The sequence below is a fragment of the Neobacillus camarae genome (assembly GCF_054950115.1).
On the sequence record NZ_JBUCKX010000004.1, the window covers coordinates 706,203 to 724,539 of the forward strand.

Here is an 18,337-nt window from a genome sequence, read left to right on the forward strand (position 1 = left end):
ATTATGATAGAGAGTAAGAATGTATATAGGTGGGAGTCATTTGTTTCTTCTCGACTACATTATTAATCTCTCAATTTTTTCTCTGCTGGTAAGTTTACCATTAATCATACAGTCTTTTATCAACATTAAACCAATCAAACATGCCCGTCTTTGGTTGGGCTTATATGCGGGTATCGTATCTGTGATTTTAGTGCAATTGTCTTTTCAGCAACAAGGCTATTCCTATGATATCCGTTATGCTGCCATTATTTTAAGCTTTGCTTATTTGGGGCCCATTCCCGGTCTAATAGCCGGCAGTTTTGCCCTTCTGACAAGACTTTCTGCCAGCGGCCATTGGGAACCAGCTATTATAGGCTGGACGATCATTGCGGTTGGTTTTATGGCCGTTCATTGGCTGACAACTAGGGTTTCCACCGTAAAAAAATCATACATCTTGTTTGCAGCTTACCTGGTTATCTACGTGGTGACTGTTCCAGGATTGTTTCACGTATTTCGGGATCAGCCGCTGTTCCATGTTCAGTATGTTGTGTTTGTCTTGTTTGGCGTCATATTAGGGGTACTGCTAATTGAGTCTTACTTAAAGCTATACCGTCTTAATAATCGATTGACGATTATGTATAAGCTGGTGGAGGAAAGCGAGTCCAATTACCGATTGATTGCCGAAAATACCTCCGACCTTATTAAGGTTATGGGTAAAGACCACCATATCCGATACTTTTCCCCGTCTCATAAACATGTTTTAGGCTATGAGTTGGAGGAATTAGAGGGAATTGAACTATGCGGATTCATTCATCCGGACGATGTAGCTGGTTTTAGAAGCACAGTGCAGTACATGTTCGATACAAAGAAATCCTACTCCATGGAATTCCGCTTCCGGCATAAGGACGGGCGCTGGATTGAATTTGAGTCACGCTGCATGCCAGTTAAAGGGGAAAATGGTTCGATCGAGCATATTGTCATCATCAGCCGCGACATCTCTGAACGTAAAAAATCGGAAGAAATTTTAATCCAATCGGAAAAACTGTCGATAGTAGGGGAGCTGGCCGCTGGAGTGGCCCATGAAATCCGCAATCCGCTTACGACAATCAAAGGCTTTGTCCAATTGTATAAAGCGCAAAATATTGCGTTTGAATATAGTGATTTGTTGTTAAATGAATTAGAACGGATTGAGACAATTACCAGTGAAATGCTTTCCTTAGGAAAGCCCCAGGCGATCAAACTGGCTCGTGCCGATGCCCGGGATTTGATTGAAAGTACGGTGGAGTTGATCTCTCCTCAAGCTCACATGAATGGTGTGGCGATAAGCATTGAAGCGGAGGATACTGATTTTATTATCACTTGTGAAAAAAATCAGTTAAAGCAAGTATTTTTAAATCTTTTTAAAAATGCCATTGAAGCCATGCCTGATGGCGGACAGATTCAAGTCCAGCTTCGAAAAGGGGAAGAAGACGTTTGCGTGGTATCTATTAAGGACCAAGGCTGCGGGATTCCCGAAGAAATTTTGCCACGCTTGGGCGAGCCTTTTTATTCACTGAAAGAAAAGGGGACTGGACTAGGCTTAATGATTTGTCACAAAATCATTAAGCAGCACCATGGCACGATTAGTTACGAAAGCAAAGAGAACGAAGGCACAATGGTTAGGATTCAATTGCCGCGAGCCTGATAAAATAAACGCCAATGGAGTACATGGGCTAAAAGGCCCACTAGCAGTCGTAAGTGGCCGGACAAGACCTTTTCATGGATGATCGAAGCACCTAAAACAGGAGTTTTTTCCTTGTGTTTAGGTGTTTCTTTATGGGCAAAAAAGACTAATTATGAAATGATGGTTAATTTTAGAAAGTTATTTGGCAGGATATATATACTATAGTGAAAGGAGAGTGGTTATTTTGAAAAAAGGCTATATGGTCCTGGGGATTATTGCCGTTGTCATTGTTGCTCTCGGAATCATGTTTATGTCAAGCTATAACGGTTTTGTGAACCAAGAAGAAAACGTCAATCAGTCCTATGCGCAAATTGAAAATCAACTGCAACGAAGGCTGGATTTAATACCAAACCTAGTGAATACAGTAAAAGGCTACGCGTCACACGAAAAAGAGGTGATTGCCTCGATATCGGATGCGCGGGCCAAGTTGGCCGGTGCGGATACACCAGGGGAAGAAGCAACGGCAAACGCGGAACTTTCAAGTGCGTTAAGCCGCTTGCTTGTGGTAGTGGAAAACTACCCCACTCTAAAAGCCGACCAGCAATTCACCCAGCTGATGGATGAACTGGCGGGAACAGAAAACAGAATTGCCGTGGCCAGAAAGGATTATAATGACCAGGTCGCGGAGTATAACAAAAAGGTCAAGCGATTCCCTGGCTCCATCCTAGCCGGAGTCGGCGGTTTTGATGAAAAAGAATATTTCAAAGCGGACCCTAAAGCGCAAGAGGCGCCCCAAGTCGACTTTGGGGGCAATGGGTGATGAGAGGGAGGAAGGTCTTCAGCTTATTATTGGTGATTATCACCTTTTTCCTGAGGGCATCGGGTGCCTTTGCTGAGGATATTCAAGTTCCCAATCCAATCGGGGATATTTATGTACAGGATTTTGCAAAAGTCTTAAAAGAAACAGAAAAATCAGAGCTGGTTCAACTGGGCCGGAGCATCGAGGAACAGACAACGGCTCAAGTCGCCGTATTAACGGTCCAATCCATCGGGGACAAGACAATAGAGGAATATGCAAATCAGGCATTCCGTCAGTATGGAATTGGCAGCAAACAGGAAAACAATGGGGTTTTGCTTGTGCTGGCCATGAAAGAAAAAAAGGTGAGGATTGAAGTGGGATACGGTCTCGAAGGGCGGATTCCGGATGGAAAAGCCGGAAGACTATTGGATCAATACGCCATTCCTTACCTGAAAAACCAACAGCCCAACCGTGCTGTAATGGAAACATACAAGGCCTTAGCTAACGAAGTATTTGCCGAATACGGTATAGACGGTCAGCAAAGTGCCGAGCCAGGAGCAGAACCACTGAATACGCAAGGTCAGGATGAGGGGGTGGATATTCCCTTTTGGCTGATTATTTTGATTGTAGTAGTCTTGGTGTTCCTTGATTTTAAATTTTTGGGAGGAACCATTACCTATTTGGTTCTGTCAATCTTTTCTAACGGTGGAGGAAGAGGCGGTGGCAGTGGCGGTGGCGGGGGTTCACGAGGCGGCGGTGGCGGGTCGTCAGGGGGTGGAGGTTCCAGCCGCGGCTGGTGACCCCGTTATTGCATTTGCATCAATATGGTGAAAACAAGGGCTTTCCATCATGGAAAGCCCTTGATTCTTAGAGTGCATTCCGGCCCAACTTAATTGGTGATGACCCTTTTTTTCCGCCAATAAGTATAAATTCCGATACATCCCAATAATAGGACGAAAAACAAATAAATACTGTATTTAGATAAATAGCCAGTCACGTGGATCCAGTTTTCCCCAAGTAACCTGCCTGCCGTTATAAAAGTAAAGCACCAGCTAATGGCACCAGAATAGGCAAACAAGGCAAATTTTTTATAACTGTAACTATTGATCCCCGCGAGATAGGCTGCAATATGCCGGATTCCGGGAATAAAGTAACCGACAAACAGCAGAATCGGCCCCATTTTTTCAAAAAGTTTATGGGTCCGGTTAATCCTTTCTTCGGTAAGATGCAGTTTCGGGCCAAATTTATGTAAAAACGGCAGTCCCAATTTGAAACCCAACAAGTAACTGAAGGTAATTCCACCAAACGCTCCAATGACAGAGAATAACAGAGACAGCAGAAATGACATGTTACCTGTATAAACATTATAGCCGACGTAGGTAAGGAGAACTTCATCGGGAATCGGCAGGCCAATCATACCGCCAATTAACGCCAGGGTAATCCCAAAATAACCATAATGCCCAATTAAACCAGCTAAATGGTGCATCTCCTTCACTTCCTGTCCATGAAATATGCGATACCATCCAATTATATATTTTTCCCTTTAAAATAAAAATCATGAATTGTAACAATTATTTGTCACAGGATACTAGTAAAAATTTCCTGTCGCCCTTATAGTAAAAAAGGGGTGGAAAATGGTGAGAAAAGAGTTCTTTAATGGAATTGAAAAAGACACTTATACACAGCGGATGGCGGATCGAAACTGGATGGAACTTATCCGGAACCATGTAAAGGTCGAGAATAAGCGGGCCGCCGATATAGGCACGGGCGGTGGCATTTATGCGATGGCTTTGGCGGATTTAGGGGCGGAAAGTGTCATCGGGATTGATATTTCGGAGAACATGCTCAAGGCAGCCAAGCAAAATTGCCGCGACTATCATAATATCAGGTTCCAATCCGGTAATTCGAGTGATTCCAATCTTCCGGACCAGTCGGTAGATGTACTATTAGAACGGGCGTTAATCCATCATTTAAGAAGACCGGAGCTCGGGGAATGTTTTAAGGAAGCGGCCAGAGTCTTGGCGGATCAGGGAGTTTTTATTGTTCAAGACCGGACTGTTGAGGACTGCGGCTTGCCGGGAAGCCAAGAGCATATTAGGGGTTATTTTTTTGAGGTATTTCCGGAATTGCTGGAAAAAGATATGGCCAGAAGGCACTCCGTTGAAACAGTCCAGTCCCTGTTGGCGGAAGCTGGATTTGATTCCGTTCAGGTCGTGTCGTTTTGGGAACACCGTAAAATATACGATTCGGTTAAGGAACTGCAAGAGGAAATCATTTCCCGAAAAGGACGTTCGATTTTATTTGAGTTAAACGATGAGCAAGTTCATGATCTGGCGGAACGGATAGCAAAACGGGTCCAACAACCATTCCCTTTGGTGGAAAAAGAAAGATGGACGATTTGGTTCGCACAAAAATAATGTAAACCGTGATATCAAGGCTTCCAGTTTATGGTGAAGCCTTTTTATTTACAAAAAAAGGATATTGAATAAAAATTTTACAAAAAGTTATTGACGGGAATAAAAAAATATAATATTATCATTATCAATAATGATAATAAAAGGGGGACTTAAAATGGTAAGCACAGCTACAATTATTTCGATGTTTGTACTAATCGTATTTTCACTTCTTTTATTTGTGGGACTGATTTTATTTTTTCGAAAAAGAACGGGCATTGCCGCAAAGCCGGTCATTATTGGAGCAGTAGGATTCATCGTTGCTACGCAGGTATTAGAGAAAATACCGCATACGATTGTCGTGTTAAACTTTCCACATTACGCCGATCACCCATGGCTGTTCGGACTTTACGGTGGATTGGCCGCGGGCATTTTCGAGGAGTTTGCTAGATTTCTGTTATATACTTGGTTTTTGAAAAAATATCTGGATTATAAAGGCGGCATTTCCTTTGGTGTCGGTTGGGGCGGTATTGAAGCAGTGGCCCTGGTGCTAATGACGGTTATACCCTATCTCCTGTTTGCCTTCATGATCAATGCAGGTACATTAGACAGTGAATTGGGGGGCAAATTACCAAGCGAACAAATGGCTGTGATTAAAGATGCTGTCTTATCTCATGGTGTTTCCTTTTATTTATGGGGTCTGTCTGAGCGGTTCTTTGCCGTATTTATGCAAATCGGTTTTAGCTTACTGGTACTAATCGGAGTTGTAAAAAAGAAATTCATTTATGTCATTTATGCGGTTCTCTTTCATGCGGTCATTGATTTTCCAGTCGTTTTTTGGCAAATGGGGAAAACCCAAAGTTTATGGGGGATCGAACTGTATATGGCAGTCATCGGTGTGATCGGGATGGTATTTATTAAAAAAGCAAAGCAATGGCTTCCAGGTTCCTTTGAATAGAGCGCGAAGGCTCCATCGATTAGGGATGGTGCCTTCTTTACATCAATATTAAGATGAAGTGATTTGGCCGCCGTTCACATGAATGGTTTGGCCGGTAACAAATCGTGAATCGTCCGAGGCTAGGTAAACATAGGCAGGGGCGAGTTCGAAGGGCTGTGCTTGCCGCTGCATAGGATTGCCGGCAAGCGGAACCTGGTCGGCTGAAAAGCTTGAAGGAATCAGCGGTGTCCAGACGCGGCCGGGGGCAACCGCGTTTACGCGAATGCCCTTCTCCACTAAATTATTGGCCAGTGCCCGGGTAAAACCAACATTCGCGGCCTTTGTCGCCGAATAATCAATCAGCTGGTCATTTCCGTAATACGCCACGACGGAGGCGGTGTTAATAATCGAACTGCCGGCCTTTAAATGGTGAAGGGCTTGCCGTGTGATATAAAAATGGGAGTAAACATTGACTTTAAAGGTCGTGTCGAACTGCTCATCGGAAATGTCCAACAGGCTTAATTGCTGGAACTGGACCCCGACATGGTTGACAAGAACATCAAGTCCGCCAAAGGTCTGGACGGTACGTTCCACAATATCGATGCATTGCTGTTTATTTCTTAGGTCGCCGGGCAGCAATAAGCAGCGTTGTCCTAGCTCTTCAATTCTGGACTTGGTCCGGTTGGCATCTTCGTGTTCGTCTAAGTACGATATCGCGATATTAGCCCCCTCTTTGGCAAATGCAATTGCCACCGCTGCCCCGATGCCGCTGTCACCCCCTGTGATGAGTGCGGTTTTTCCGGACAGTTTGCCACTGCCGCGATAGTTGGGGTTTTCAATAATGGGCCTGGGAACCATTAAGCTTTCCACGCCAGGCTGGCGCAGCTGCCGCTGCTCGGGAACGGTGAGCGGGATATCTTCATACCGCGTTATTTTTCCGTAATGGGGATACAGCGGGTAGGATTGATTTTGCTGATCTTCTGGCACGGATAAATCCTCCTCGTAAAAAAACAGTTTGCGGTAACATATGGTATTTAGGCTTAATGCGTGCCTGGCCATTGCATGGGCGTGAGGATTGCCATTCAATTTATTAAACCGGGGACGGGCTCGCTGCAAGGGACTTTTGAATATCGTTAAATAAAAAGCATCTGCGGAGGAGATCACATTGACCTACTTGCATTACAGCCCTGAAGTCAAATACTTATTAATCAATCATTCTAATGAAAAAGTAGAAGTGCTATACGCATCCAACCCCTACGCGTTCCGGCTGCCGCTCATCGGCACCAGACCGCCTTACTACACAAATCCCAGGTATGAACAACATTATCCAATTATATAATGGGGCCTGTCCCCCGGCGCGTTAATGCGTTACCATAGCGGGGGCCTGTCCCCCAGCGCGTTAAAGGACCAAAGTTGGAAAATTTTTATTTGAGATTTAGTGTTGACGACTATGTGATTGTTCTTTATCATATAGTGAAGTGAATACCCGATAAACGGGAGAGGTTCATAGCGGAAACCCTCTATAAAAAACTATGGATACATGACAATCAGCCATGTCCATACGGATGTGGCTTTTTATGTGGTTATCTTTAGTTATTTATGGAATGCTTGAACGAGAACTCTCCTGTTTACTACCATTACAGGAGGTTTTTTTATGTCTGGACGCACATCCGATCAAGGATTAAACGATTTAACTTTATTAGGTAATCAAGGCACTGCTTATTCATTTGATTATGCCCCTGAGGTGTTGGAGGCGGTTGATAACCTCCACGTGGACCGCGATTATTTTGTCAAATTTAACTGCCCGGAGTTTACGAGCCTATGCCCGCTGACCCGCCAGCCGGATTTCGCGACGATCTATATTTCTTATATTCCGGATCAAAAAATTGTGGAAAGCAAATCTCTTAAGCTGTATTTATTCAGTTTTAGAAATCATGGTGATTTTCACGAAGACTGTGTCAATATCATCATGAATGATTTAATTGAACTGCTTGACCCGCGCTACATTGAGGTTTGGGGCAAATTCACTCCTCGCGGCGGCATTTCCATCGACCCGTGGTGCAATTACGGGAAGCCGGGAACGAAGTACGAAAAAATGGCCGATTTCCGCTTGATGAACCATGACCTCTACCCTGAAAAAGTAGATAACCGCTAAGAGGAGGAGAAACCAATGGTATTTTATCTGAATGGAATTTTTGTAGGTTTATTGATTCTCGCCAACATTGTAGCCGTTAAGTTATTCAGTATTGGCACGATGGCCATGCTGCCGGCTGCCGTGATTGTTTATATCTTTACGTATCCGATCGTCGACTCCATTGTTGAGGTATATGGCAGAAAGGCTGGCCAGAGAACAGTACAATCCGGATTAATCACCCAGATTCTGGCGCTGATTTTTATCGCAATCACGGTCCATCTCCCGGCAGCCCCCGTTTTTCAAAACCAAACAGCATTTGAGACGATTTTAAACGGAAGCTTCCGGGTCATTGTCGCAAGTTTAGTATCTTATGCTGTCAGCCAGAACCTGGACGTTCTGGTGTTCAACAAGTTAAAGGCAAAGCACGGGCAAAAAAAGCTTTGGCTCCGCAATAACGCCTCCACCATGTTGAGCCAGTTAATTGATACAACTATCTTTATTTCAATAGCCTTTTATGGCACCATGCCCATTGCGGCATTGGGCGGGCTAATCTTGACACAATACCTGTTTAAATTCTTTGCATCCATTCTGACCACGCCAATCGTTTATCTGCTGGTTTATTTGATTCGCAGGCAGGAACCAGCTATGGCGACTCAGAATCAACCAATTCAGGAAGCCTAATCGTATAGAGAGGACGCCTCTCCTGCTTCTTTTAGATGAAAAGTGAAGCAGAAGAGGCGTCCTTATTTATGCGCACAATAACAAGTAGCTAAAACATCCGGCGCATATGCCGAGAAGGGCACCGGCAAGGACATCGGATGGATAGTGGAGTCCCAGATAAATCCGTGATAACCCTACACTAAGACCAATTAGGACAAAAAGGAAAGAAAACTCGGGGACGGATAGGATATAGGGAGTCAAAATGGCAAAGATAGCCGTCGTATGACCAGAAGGAAACGAGTGATCCTTTAGAGGATTCTCTGGAAACTTGGTGCTTTCTAATGTTAAGTAGGGTCTTTTTCTAGGAAACAGCACTTTTGCCAGATGAACCGGGATATGGCTGGACGATAAGGCAAGAGCACTAGCAATCGCCAGCAGCCGGGTTTCTTTGGACCATGCAACGAAAAAAAGAAGGATGACAGTTGTAATCGTAAATCTTGCTCCACCTAGATGTGTTACGTTACGAAAAAACAGATTCAGCCACACCCGCTCAAAATAACGATTAATCTTATGAAAAATTCGACACTCAAAACCATAAAGCACATGTAATATTCTTATCATTGCTGCGCTCTCCTTCATATGATTTCAATTCATCCCTACTCACGGATCAGGCTATCGGAGCATCGTTTCCAGAAGCTTTTGTTAAATGAAACTGTCAAAAATAGTACTTATCTCTATTATATTTGAGAAGGGATGTCCTTTTTTTAACTTTAAGTTAAGAACGTGTAAAGACTTTGTATAAAGTCAATCCATAAAAAGAAATACTCGTGATACAATAGTATCCAGTGAGGTGAAGGAGAATGGTATGGAAAGTAAATCGTTCGACGAAACAAAAGGCTGACCGGTTTGAGATTACGATCGATGAAGTGGAATTGCCAAACGGAGAGGAAAAGCTTTTTTCTTATGTGGACTTTGCGAAAGGGGTATGCATTTTCCCGATTGCTAGAAATAATCAAATCTTGTGCTTAAAACAATATCGTCACGCATTAAAAGACTGGCAATGGGAGCTCCCAGCCGGAATGATTGACCTGGAAGATGCTTCGCCACTTGAAGCCGCAAAGCGGGAGTTGGAGGAAGAAACAGGCTACACAGCCGAGCACTGGATGGACCTGGGCAGCTTCTATCCATCCCCTGGTTCCACCAGTGAAGAAATCTTCTTATTTGCTGCAGCGGGACTAACCAAAACCCAGCCCAACCTAGAAAGCAGCGAACAAATCGAACTGCATAAAATCAAAATGGAAGACCTCAAAGAAATGACCATCAACGGTCAATTCAACCATGGCGCCGGGTTAGCAGCTATTCTAAGGTATAAGTTTACAACGGATTAGGGGGCCTGTCCCCCGGTACGTTAATGCGTTAACAGGTTGGGGGCCTGTCCCCCAGCGCGTTAATGCGTTAAAGAACACCTCCACACCAATTCGGTTGTGGGGGTATTTTGGTTTGTACATATTTTTGTTGTAAATTGGGGGGGAGAAAGTGTAAAATTACACTAATAGAAACAGATGGAAATGATTGGTTTGACGTGAGGAGGACTGTGATGGGGAGAAAAATTTCTGTGTTGGCGGGTTATTTTGGCGGAGTTCCTTTGATTCTAGCATTTATAACATTGGCAATCATGTTTACTGGTATGGATCATATCCTGATGGCATCGCTTATGGTACTTGTTCTTGGAGGGGGTGCGACGGGAATTTTTACCGGGAGGAAACTCCAATTCGGCAAAACGAGCACTGGCTTTATCCTTTTCCTTTTGCCGCTTGCCTATACGGCTGTTTTGTGGGCGGTATTCATGCTGGTTACCGGTGGTTTTTACGGTGACGAAGCCTGGCTGGTGTATGGGATCCTTCATGCTGGACTGGCGCCGATTTATTTCTTTTCCATGTTAATGGGGGAAGGGAGATTGTTTCTTTGGGCACCGTTGGCTTACGAATTAGCCTTTATCGGTGGGATGATAATTTCAACTATCCTAAAAAAAGCCTATCCATCCATTAATCGAAAACAATTGATTACGGTCTTGAGTGTATTTTTTCTGGCAATGGGTACCGGCGGAGCGGTACAGTGGCAGCGGAGCAAAACGGTACTACCTGCCTCATATGGTTTCCAATATGGAGGCGGTTATTCCAGCACAGACCTGACGCCGTATGAAGTGACAAACCCTGATAATAAGCTTCCCAAACTAGACAATGCTTCAACATTTTCTGTTAAGGATCCCAATGAAATGCCTGTATTGGACGGGGCGGAAGCAGCCTTCCCGGTTTATTCCGCCTTTGCTAATGCTGTCTATGAAAAGATTCCGAATCCGGCCGAAAACGGACGGGAAGTCGTTACGTTCACCAACACCATTTATGCGTATGAACGGTTGCTATCAGGGGAAGTAGATATTTACTTTGGTGCTGAGCCCTCCAAAGAGCAGCGGGAAATGGCCGAAAAAGAGGGAAAAGAACTCGTATTGACACCGATTGGAAAAGAAGCATTCGTGTTTTTCGTCAATCCAGATAATCCTGTTAACAATCTGAAGGTCAATGACATAAAAGGCATTTATTCAGGTAAAATCACCAATTGGTCAAGACTTGGCGGATCGGATGAAAAAATTATTGCCTTTCAGCGTCCGAAAAATTCCGGCAGCCAGACGCTTTTGGAAAAAATCATGGGGGACACTAAAATCATCGAACCCTTAAAAGAAGATGTGCCTGAAGGGATGGGAGGCATTATTGAACAAGTAGCCGATTACCGCAACTATGACAATTCAATCGGATATTCCTTCCGCTTTTTTGCCACCGGAATGAACCCCAATTCCGACATCAAACTGCTTGCCATCAACGGGGTCAAGCCAGACTCGGGGAATATCTCAACCGGCCACTATCCATTTACCGCTTCCCTGTATGCCATTACCTTAAAGGACAACACAAAATCAGCCATCCAGCCTTTCCTGGAATGGATGCAAGGTTCCCAAGGCCAAGAGCTGGTGGAGAAAATAGGGTATATTAAATTGAAGTAACGGAGGAGAGCGGGTCTCTGTTTTACAAAATAAAACGAGGCAGGATGACCTGCCTCACTATTTTTTAATGATGATGCTGCATTTCGACTTTCAGTTGTTTCGCCTGTTTTACCCGAAACATTGGCAGCATGGAAAGGGCACTGAAGGCAAACAATCCAGCGGCAATCAGATAGATGGCGGTCAGCGGGAGTTGTTCTTTTAAAATCCCGACTAAGCTCATCGTGAGGACCATTCCGCCCATAAACAGAGGATTTAAAATGCCGCTCACCCTGCCGACATAGGCTTCCTCTGTGTTGTTGATAACCAATGTGTTACAAGAGATATGGATAAACGGAACCATCAGTCCGGAAACGAGTTGGGCTACTAAGGCAAACCATATCAATTGTGTCGAGCCAAGTGACGCCACTGCGGCGGCGCTCGTGATAAAACCAACCAACAGCATCATTTGGGAAGAGATTTTTCTAGAAAGCATCATGAATACGACCCCTCCAAGGATCATTCCGACGCCATTCACGGCAGTAAACCATTGAAGCTGCTGGGCCGACAAACCAAGCTGTTCTGTAACCAGGAAAATGGCTAGCGGGTTGATTAAACCCAGCGCCATTCCGGCAGCCAAGAAGAAGGCGCCCATATAGAGGAACATTTTATTGGCGAACACGTACTGCAGGCCGAGTTTCATTTCCTTTGCGACGTTGACTGAACCGGATGATTCCACTTCTTTATCTGCGGGCAGGAATGCCAGCACGGCGGCGGATAACAAGAAACAGACTCCCATCATGGCGATAGCGACATTGATACCAAATGTAAAGTAAATGAGCGTCCCAATCATCGGGCCCAATATCATGAAAACGGATGAAATTGTTTGATGCATGGACATACCGATGGACATTAACGACTCAGGCACGTGAAGTTTAAACAGTTTCATGCTGGAAGGCTGTGAAAACTGGGATAAAATCGACGAAACCAAGGTAGCGAAGAAAATCGCTTTCCATCCTCCAAAAACCAGGGCAAATAAGACGACAAAGACGGATACAGCACTTAGGAGGTCGCATAGAACCATCGTACGTTTCGGCTTCCAGCGGTCCGCAAATGCCCCTCCAATAAAGGAAAACAAAAAGATTGGGCCAAATTCAGCTACAGAAATTAAGGAGATGGCCACTGGATCCTTGTTGGTCTGTTCCGTCACAAACAGGAGAATGGCAAAATTTCGGACCCAAATCCCGAGCTGCAAAAATAATCCGGATAACAAAATCGCCTGGATAAAACGATTTGAGAACAACGCCCCCATTGACGGGCCTTTTACTTGTGCTTGATTGCTCATTGAGAACAACACCTTTCGTTTAAGTTGTTCTCATCATACGCCAGTTTAAAGAGTTCCAAACCGCAATGTTTCCGCAACCCCAGCCCCAAATTGTTGCGGCTTCTCCGCAAAAACCACAAATTAAAAACGCAAAGGACGGTGGTACCGCTTCTAAAGCTAGAAGTGGCACCACCGTCCTTATTTGCCGTCAAATCTCAATAATAACAGGAAGTATCATCGGTTTGCGTTTGGTTTGGGCGTATAAGTACTGACCGATGGATTTTTTGATGGCCTGTTTCAAGACGCTCCACTGGCGGACATTTTCCGGGGATAGGTCGTCGACTGTTTTTTTAACAAGCCGGTTGACTTCCCTAATCAGGTCCTCAGAGTTTTTGACATAAACGAATCCTCGGGTAATCGTATCAGGACCGGAAATGATTCTGTTTTCTGATTTGCTTAACGTCAAGACGATTACGAGCATTCCGTCTTCAGACAACTGTCTTCGGTCACGCAGGACAATGTCGCCGATATCGCCGATTCCCATACCATCCACATACGTGTCTCCCGCTGGAATGGACCGAGTTTGCCTGGCAATGCCGTTTTCAAAGTCAACCACATCGCCATTTCGAATAATAAAGGTATTTCCTTTCTCCACACCAATCGATTCCGCGAGCTGCTTATGATGGTGCAGCATCCTGTGTTCACCGTGTACCGGTATGAGATAGGTTGGTCGGATGAGGGTTAGCATCAATTTCAAATCCTCTTGATATCCATGTCCGGAAACGTGCATGCCTGTGGAACTTCCCGATCCGTAAATGACCTTGGCTCCAACCCGATACAAATTATCAATGATTCGGGATACATCTTTTTCATTGCCGGGAATGGGGGATGCCGCCAAAATCACAGTATCGCCTGGGTAAATCGAGGCATCCCGGTAGTTTCCGGTTGCCAGCCTGGACAGCGCGGCCATTGGTTCCCCTTGGCTTCCGGTACAAAGAACCGCCACCCGTTCTGGTGGATACGCTTCAATTTCATTCGGCTCAATCAACATTCCTTCCGGCACTAGTAAATAACCGCGTTCGATGGCCACATCCACGACATTCACCATGCTTCGGCCAAGCAGTGCCAGCTTGCGGTTAGTCTTCATACAGGCCTCGACAACCTGTTGGACGCGATTGACATTCGAAGCAAAGGTGGAAATGAAGATTTTCCCTTCCGCACGGATAAACGCTTCATAAACGTTTTCCCCGACCATTCGCTCGGATGGGGTCAATCCGGGGCGTTCGGCGTTCGTGCTTTCCGACACTAAGGCGAGCACACCGCGCCGGCCCAGTTCCGCCATTTTATGTATATCCGTATATTGATTATTCTCTGGAGTCAAATCAAATTTGAAATCCCCTGTATGGACAATGGTTCCTTCGGGTGTATCAAAAACAATGCCAAGGCAGTCCGGAATGCTGTGGCTGACCCGGAAAAATGAAACTGTCAATTTTCCGAGCTCGAGTTTCGAATCCGCATTAATGGTTGTCATTTTGGTATCTCTAATTAACCGGTGTTCTTCCAGCTTCAATTCAATCAAACCTAATGTAAACCTGGTCGCAAAAATAGGTACATTGATTTTTTTGAGCAAATAAGGAATCCCGCCGATATGATCCTCATGCCCATGGGTGACCACCAAACCGCGAATTTTATCTTGGTTTTCTTCCAGATAGGTAATATCCGGGATGATGAGGTCGATTCCTAACAGACTTTCATCCGGAAACTTGCCGCCGCAATCTATAATGACCATATCGTCGCCATATTGGACCACATACATATTTTTCCCGATTTCATCAATGCCGCCCAAGGCGAAAATGGACAGGTTGTTATTATTGGTTCCCATCACGAAAACCTCCCAAAGTTCAAATATATGGTTAGTATTCCATTATGAAAATGAATCGTATGCAAGTTTTTAAATATATTCAGTCAGTTTTGTGTCGTATACGGAGGTTAGAATTGCGGAGACTCCCTATATTTTTGCGTGTTTTTATAAAGTTGCCCCGTTTATAATGAGATTAACAGGATAATCATGGAAAACCCCCGAAAGGAGTATGCAATGAACCAAGTGAAGGATTTTATTGTGAGTGCCCAGCAATTGATGCAAAACCTACCTGACCCTATGTATATCATTAGCCTCGAAAATCAAGTAGTGTGGGTAAATAATTTGTTTGCAGAGCAATTCGGTTCGGACGTTAATCGTTGGGACAGCTTGTTCTCCCAGTTGATTTTTTCCGCCAAGGATGATTTTTGCCGGACCCTGGTCCACCGTAAGGATGGGTCTGGCATTACCGTACAACGGCAGCTTGTCCCCATTTTAAACGATGAGAAGAGCGTGGTAGGATACACAGGAGTTTTAAAAGAGTACTATCCCCCAAAAGACGAACAGGATATGATGTACAAAATCGTGGCGGATAACACATCGGATGTGATTGTGCTCGTGGATCATCGAGAGATGTTCAGATACGTTTCTCCATCAATCAAGAGAATGCTTGGGTATTCGAGTGATCAATACGTTGGTACAACGGCTTTCGGACACACTCATCCAGAAGATATTGATTTTGTAAGAAAAACCCACTACCAAGCAGTTCAAACGAAGACTGCGACTCATTTGGAGTACCGCTTGGTTCATGCAAACGGTTCAACGGTTTACGTTGAGACTAGTGTAAAACCGGTTTTGGATAGTTTGGGGAATGTCAAATATATTGTCGCGGTTGTTCGTGATATCTCTGCCCGTAAACAAACGGAGCAGCTGCTCGAATCCATTTTGGAAAGCGTTAATGCGGCGGTTTGGTCAACCGATAAAGATTTTAATTTTTACAATTATTGTTCCAATAGTATTGAAAGTATCTCAGGAATTGCAAGACGGGAAATTATGAATAACCCAATTCGGCTGCACGACCATATCCATCCGGATGATAATGCCATGATGATGGGAGAACTGAAGTCAGCCCTAGATCGAGGACTGCCTGCTAACAAAATCATCCGCTATATTCATATGGAGAATCATACCAAATGGGTTAATCTGTTGGTGCGACCTTACAAGAATCACGCAGGTGAGGTTGAGAGACTCGATGGCATGCTTTTGGATATTACCGAAAAAAAGCAGGCCGAGCTGGCATTAGAAGAAAGCGAACAGAGATATAAATCTTTATTTGAGAATAATTTGGACGGGGTCTTTTCCATCGATTTATTTGGAAACTTTGTTGACGCCAACCAGACATTTGAAAAAATAACCGGCATTTTAATAGAAAACCTCTCCGACCGCTGTTTTGTCGGATTGATATATGATGAGGATCATATATCGGTTTATCAAGTATTATCTAAAGTTATGCAGATGAAAGAACCAGGGGATGTAGAGTGCAGGATTACTCGCGCCGTAAATGGCGTGCAGCGAATTGTGAGCATTACTTTTGTGCCAATTATGCTTTCCGGCGAACTTAATGGAGTCCACGGCATCGTCAAAGACATTACTGAGCGAAAACAGGAGGAGCAGGAGCTCATTCAAAGTGAGGAACGTTACAAGACACTTCAGCATAGCATCAACGTTTTTTCGCACGATCTTACCAACGTCATGAAAGTCGCTGAATTGGAAAATCGACTGATCGATGAGGCAAAGAACGTTCTGCCTGTTTCCCATGTAACCATTGAAGAAATCACGAGAGATCAGGTGTCCTTGCTAGAAAACAGCCATGAAACCTGGATGAAAATTGCCGAAAAAGAACATCCAGTTTATTTAAGAATTGCCTTATCGAAGCCTTTACTAAAAATGGAGCAGGAGTGGCTGGAAATGGCTGTCCACTATGTTTCCCTACTTTATGATAACCTTCAGCTGATTGAAGATTTAATGCAGCGCCTTGAAGTGATGGTATCAGATAACCAAACGCCTAAATGGATGTTAAGACTGTTATTTCGTTTATCCGAAAAGGAACGGGCGGCCCTGTCCAGCGACTTGCATGATTCCGTATTACAGGATCTCATCATCTGGTACCGCAAGCTGGAATCCTTGCGTTCTTCTTCCCCCTTCAGTAATGAGACAAAAGAGGAAATAATTCAAATTGAAGAGGGACTGTTGGATGCCATCCATCAAATCCGGATTACGTGTAATGAACTCCGCCCTCCGTTTTTGATAAAAATGGGCCTGGTTGAATCGTTAAAAAGCTTGTTTTCTTATGCGCGAATGTTTTCCAATTATGAGATTGAGTTTCAACCTGGAGATTTGGAGCATCCGCTTAATGAGGATCAAATCCTTGGACTGTATCGGATTGTGCAAGAATTGCTTAACAATGCCAACAAGCATTCAAAGGCTGAAAAGGTAACCATGATCTTAACCAGCCACCATGACCATTTTCATTTTTCCTATATGGACGATGGGATTGGGGTGGATTTAACAGACTTAAAGGAAGGCTCGTTTAAACATATGGGAATTGCCGGTATTGAAAATCGGGTACTTAGCCTCGACGGAGAGGTGGAGTTATATTCTGCTCCGAGGGAAGGACTGCAGGTTGATATTTATATTCCCTATATAAAAAAGCAAAAAGGTGATCACTATGGAAATATTGTTGGTTGATGATCATAGATCCGTTGTCGAAGGGACCAAAATGTTAATTGAAGCGGAGAAGGATATGAATGTGACGGTGGAAACGGACGTCTATCTGGTGACAGATTTAGTGCGCCTGAAACATTTTGATGTCATTTTATTTGACTTATATATGCCCAATATTAATGGAGCGGATTTGGCCCGCAAGGTACTGGATATGGTACCCGATGCCACGATTCTGATCTACTCAGGATTTGATATTGCTCCGCATTTTAATCTGCTGATGGAATCCGGTGTTTCGGGCTTTATTCCTAAAACCTCGACACGGGAGCAATTGGTCCAGGCAATCCGCTGTGCGGCCAGAAAGGAAGCGATTGTCCCAATGCAGCTATTGAAGCAGCTGAGGCGTCAGGAAATTGTCGTCCAAGGTGATAAAGAAAATGAAAAAACGACGATTGGGAAAAAGGAAGAAAACCTGCTTCGGGAATTGGCAAAGGGCCACAGCAACAAGGAGATTTCCAAGACACTTTTAATCAGCCAGCGCTCATTGGAATATAGCTTGACGGAGCTCTTTCAAAAGTTAAATGTGAATTCGCGGGTGGAAGCAATCAAAAAAGCGAAGAGCCTGGGGATACTGCCAACAGAAGATTTGTATTAAAGAAGGCCGGGGATCCGGCCTTTTTTTAGGCTGTTTTTGGGGATATTTGTTGTTTTCTTGAATTACTCGTTATCCAATTAGGGGTATAATCAACCGGACTTGTGTTTTGTCGTAAAGGCTATTAGCTACTGATCTCGTGATTTTCCCGAGAGATCGGTCGTTAATAAAGGTTATTAACTACCG

The 18,337-nt window shown here is 44.3% G+C and carries 17 protein-coding genes and 1 riboswitch; of the genes, 12 read left to right on the plus strand and 5 right to left on the minus strand.

Translation table 11 applies throughout. The annotated features are described in order from the left end of the window. Positions 1-40: 40 nt before the first annotated feature. The 3 genes from ACY8D0_RS24735 (at position 41) to ACY8D0_RS24745 (ending at position 3,241) form a co-directional block, all read left to right on the plus strand. On the plus strand, positions 41-1,663 hold the full coding sequence (locus tag ACY8D0_RS24735; protein ID WP_462413103.1) for an ATP-binding protein: 1,623 nt from the start codon (positions 41-43) through the stop codon (positions 1,661-1,663). A gap of 238 nt (positions 1,664-1,901) precedes the next feature. Beyond that, positions 1,902-2,462 carry a LemA family protein gene (locus tag ACY8D0_RS24740; RefSeq protein ID WP_462413173.1) on the plus strand — a complete coding sequence of 187 codons (561 nt, stop codon included), beginning with the start codon at positions 1,902-1,904 and terminating at the stop codon, positions 2,460-2,462. Beyond that, positions 2,462-3,241 (plus strand): TPM domain-containing protein, encoded by a 780-nt coding sequence (locus tag ACY8D0_RS24745; RefSeq protein ID WP_462413104.1) that lies wholly within the window; start codon positions 2,462-2,464, stop codon positions 3,239-3,241. The genes ACY8D0_RS24740 and ACY8D0_RS24745 overlap by 1 nt, the downstream gene beginning before the upstream one ends. Before the next feature lie 89 nt (positions 3,242-3,330). On the opposite strand, the gene ACY8D0_RS24750 is transcribed toward ACY8D0_RS24745, so the two are convergent. After that, positions 3,331-3,927 (minus strand): DedA family protein, encoded by a 597-nt coding sequence (locus ACY8D0_RS24750; RefSeq protein ID WP_462413105.1) that lies wholly within the window; start codon positions 3,925-3,927, stop codon positions 3,331-3,333. 148 nt (positions 3,928-4,075) lie between these two features. Here ACY8D0_RS24750 and ACY8D0_RS24755 point away from each other — a divergent pair, with 148 nt between their 5' ends. Together ACY8D0_RS24755 and ACY8D0_RS24760 are read left to right on the plus strand one after the other, a co-directional pair. Then, positions 4,076-4,858 (plus strand): class I SAM-dependent methyltransferase, encoded by a 783-nt coding sequence (locus ACY8D0_RS24755; protein ID WP_462413106.1) that lies wholly within the window; start codon positions 4,076-4,078, stop codon positions 4,856-4,858. A gap of 154 nt (positions 4,859-5,012) precedes the next feature. Continuing rightward, positions 5,013-5,792 carry a YhfC family intramembrane metalloprotease gene (locus ACY8D0_RS24760; RefSeq protein ID WP_462413107.1) on the plus strand — a complete coding sequence of 260 codons (780 nt, stop codon included), beginning with the start codon at positions 5,013-5,015 and terminating at the stop codon, positions 5,790-5,792. A 48-nt stretch (positions 5,793-5,840) separates the two neighbouring features. Here ACY8D0_RS24760 and ACY8D0_RS24765 read toward each other — a convergent pair whose 3' ends face one another. Then, positions 5,841-6,758, minus strand: coding sequence for an SDR family oxidoreductase (locus tag ACY8D0_RS24765; RefSeq protein WP_462413108.1), 918 nt, complete (start codon positions 6,756-6,758; stop codon positions 5,841-5,843). A gap of 178 nt (positions 6,759-6,936) precedes the next feature. Between ACY8D0_RS24765 and ACY8D0_RS24770 the strand changes: the two genes are divergently transcribed. The 3 genes from ACY8D0_RS24770 (at position 6,937) to ACY8D0_RS24780 (ending at position 8,586) form a co-directional block, all read left to right on the plus strand. After that, entirely contained in the window at positions 6,937-7,110 is a 174-nt protein-coding gene (locus ACY8D0_RS24770) for a hypothetical protein (protein ID WP_462413109.1), read from the plus strand. Positions 7,111-7,264: 154 nt separating this feature from the next. Next, a riboswitch (PreQ1 riboswitch) is annotated at positions 7,265-7,311 on the plus strand. A 114-nt stretch (positions 7,312-7,425) separates the two neighbouring features. Further along, positions 7,426-7,926, plus strand: a complete 501-nt coding sequence (gene queF / locus ACY8D0_RS24775) for a preQ(1) synthase (protein ID WP_462413110.1) — start codon at positions 7,426-7,428, stop codon at positions 7,924-7,926. Between the two features lie 15 nt (positions 7,927-7,941). After that, complete coding sequence (locus tag ACY8D0_RS24780; protein WP_462413111.1) at positions 7,942-8,586, plus strand: queuosine precursor transporter; 645 nt, start codon at positions 7,942-7,944, stop codon at positions 8,584-8,586. 66 nt (positions 8,587-8,652) lie between these two features. Here ACY8D0_RS24780 and ACY8D0_RS24785 read toward each other — a convergent pair whose 3' ends face one another. Further along, entirely contained in the window at positions 8,653-9,186 is a 534-nt protein-coding gene (locus ACY8D0_RS24785; protein WP_462413112.1) for a phosphatase PAP2 family protein, read from the minus strand. Between the two features lie 239 nt (positions 9,187-9,425). Between ACY8D0_RS24785 and ACY8D0_RS24790 the strand changes: the two genes are divergently transcribed. Further along, positions 9,426-9,953 carry an NUDIX hydrolase gene (locus tag ACY8D0_RS24790; protein WP_462413113.1) on the plus strand — a complete coding sequence of 176 codons (528 nt, stop codon included), beginning with the start codon at positions 9,426-9,428 and terminating at the stop codon, positions 9,951-9,953. Positions 9,954-10,162: 209 nt separating this feature from the next. Beyond that, complete coding sequence (locus ACY8D0_RS24795; protein ID WP_462413114.1) at positions 10,163-11,620, plus strand: PstS family phosphate ABC transporter substrate-binding protein; 1,458 nt, start codon at positions 10,163-10,165, stop codon at positions 11,618-11,620. Between the two features lie 64 nt (positions 11,621-11,684). Here ACY8D0_RS24795 and ACY8D0_RS24800 read toward each other — a convergent pair whose 3' ends face one another. Both ACY8D0_RS24800 and ACY8D0_RS24805 read right to left on the minus strand, forming a co-directional pair. Beyond that, complete coding sequence (locus ACY8D0_RS24800; RefSeq protein ID WP_462413115.1) at positions 11,685-12,941, minus strand: MFS transporter; 1,257 nt, start codon at positions 12,939-12,941, stop codon at positions 11,685-11,687. A gap of 187 nt (positions 12,942-13,128) precedes the next feature. Further along, positions 13,129-14,802: a ribonuclease J gene (locus ACY8D0_RS24805; RefSeq protein WP_462413116.1), complete on the minus strand. Its 1,674-nt coding sequence runs from the start codon at positions 14,800-14,802 to the stop codon at positions 13,129-13,131. A 213-nt stretch (positions 14,803-15,015) separates the two neighbouring features. Here ACY8D0_RS24805 and ACY8D0_RS24810 point away from each other — a divergent pair, with 213 nt between their 5' ends. Together ACY8D0_RS24810 and ACY8D0_RS24815 are read left to right on the plus strand one after the other, a co-directional pair. Next, positions 15,016-17,526: a sensor histidine kinase gene (locus ACY8D0_RS24810; protein ID WP_462413117.1), complete on the plus strand. Its 2,511-nt coding sequence runs from the start codon at positions 15,016-15,018 to the stop codon at positions 17,524-17,526. Continuing rightward, a complete protein-coding gene (locus ACY8D0_RS24815) occupies positions 17,507-18,154 on the plus strand; it encodes a response regulator transcription factor (protein WP_462413118.1) in 648 nt (215 codons plus the stop codon). Before ACY8D0_RS24810 ends, ACY8D0_RS24815 begins: the two co-directional genes overlap by 20 nt. Positions 18,155-18,337 lie beyond the last annotated feature (183 nt).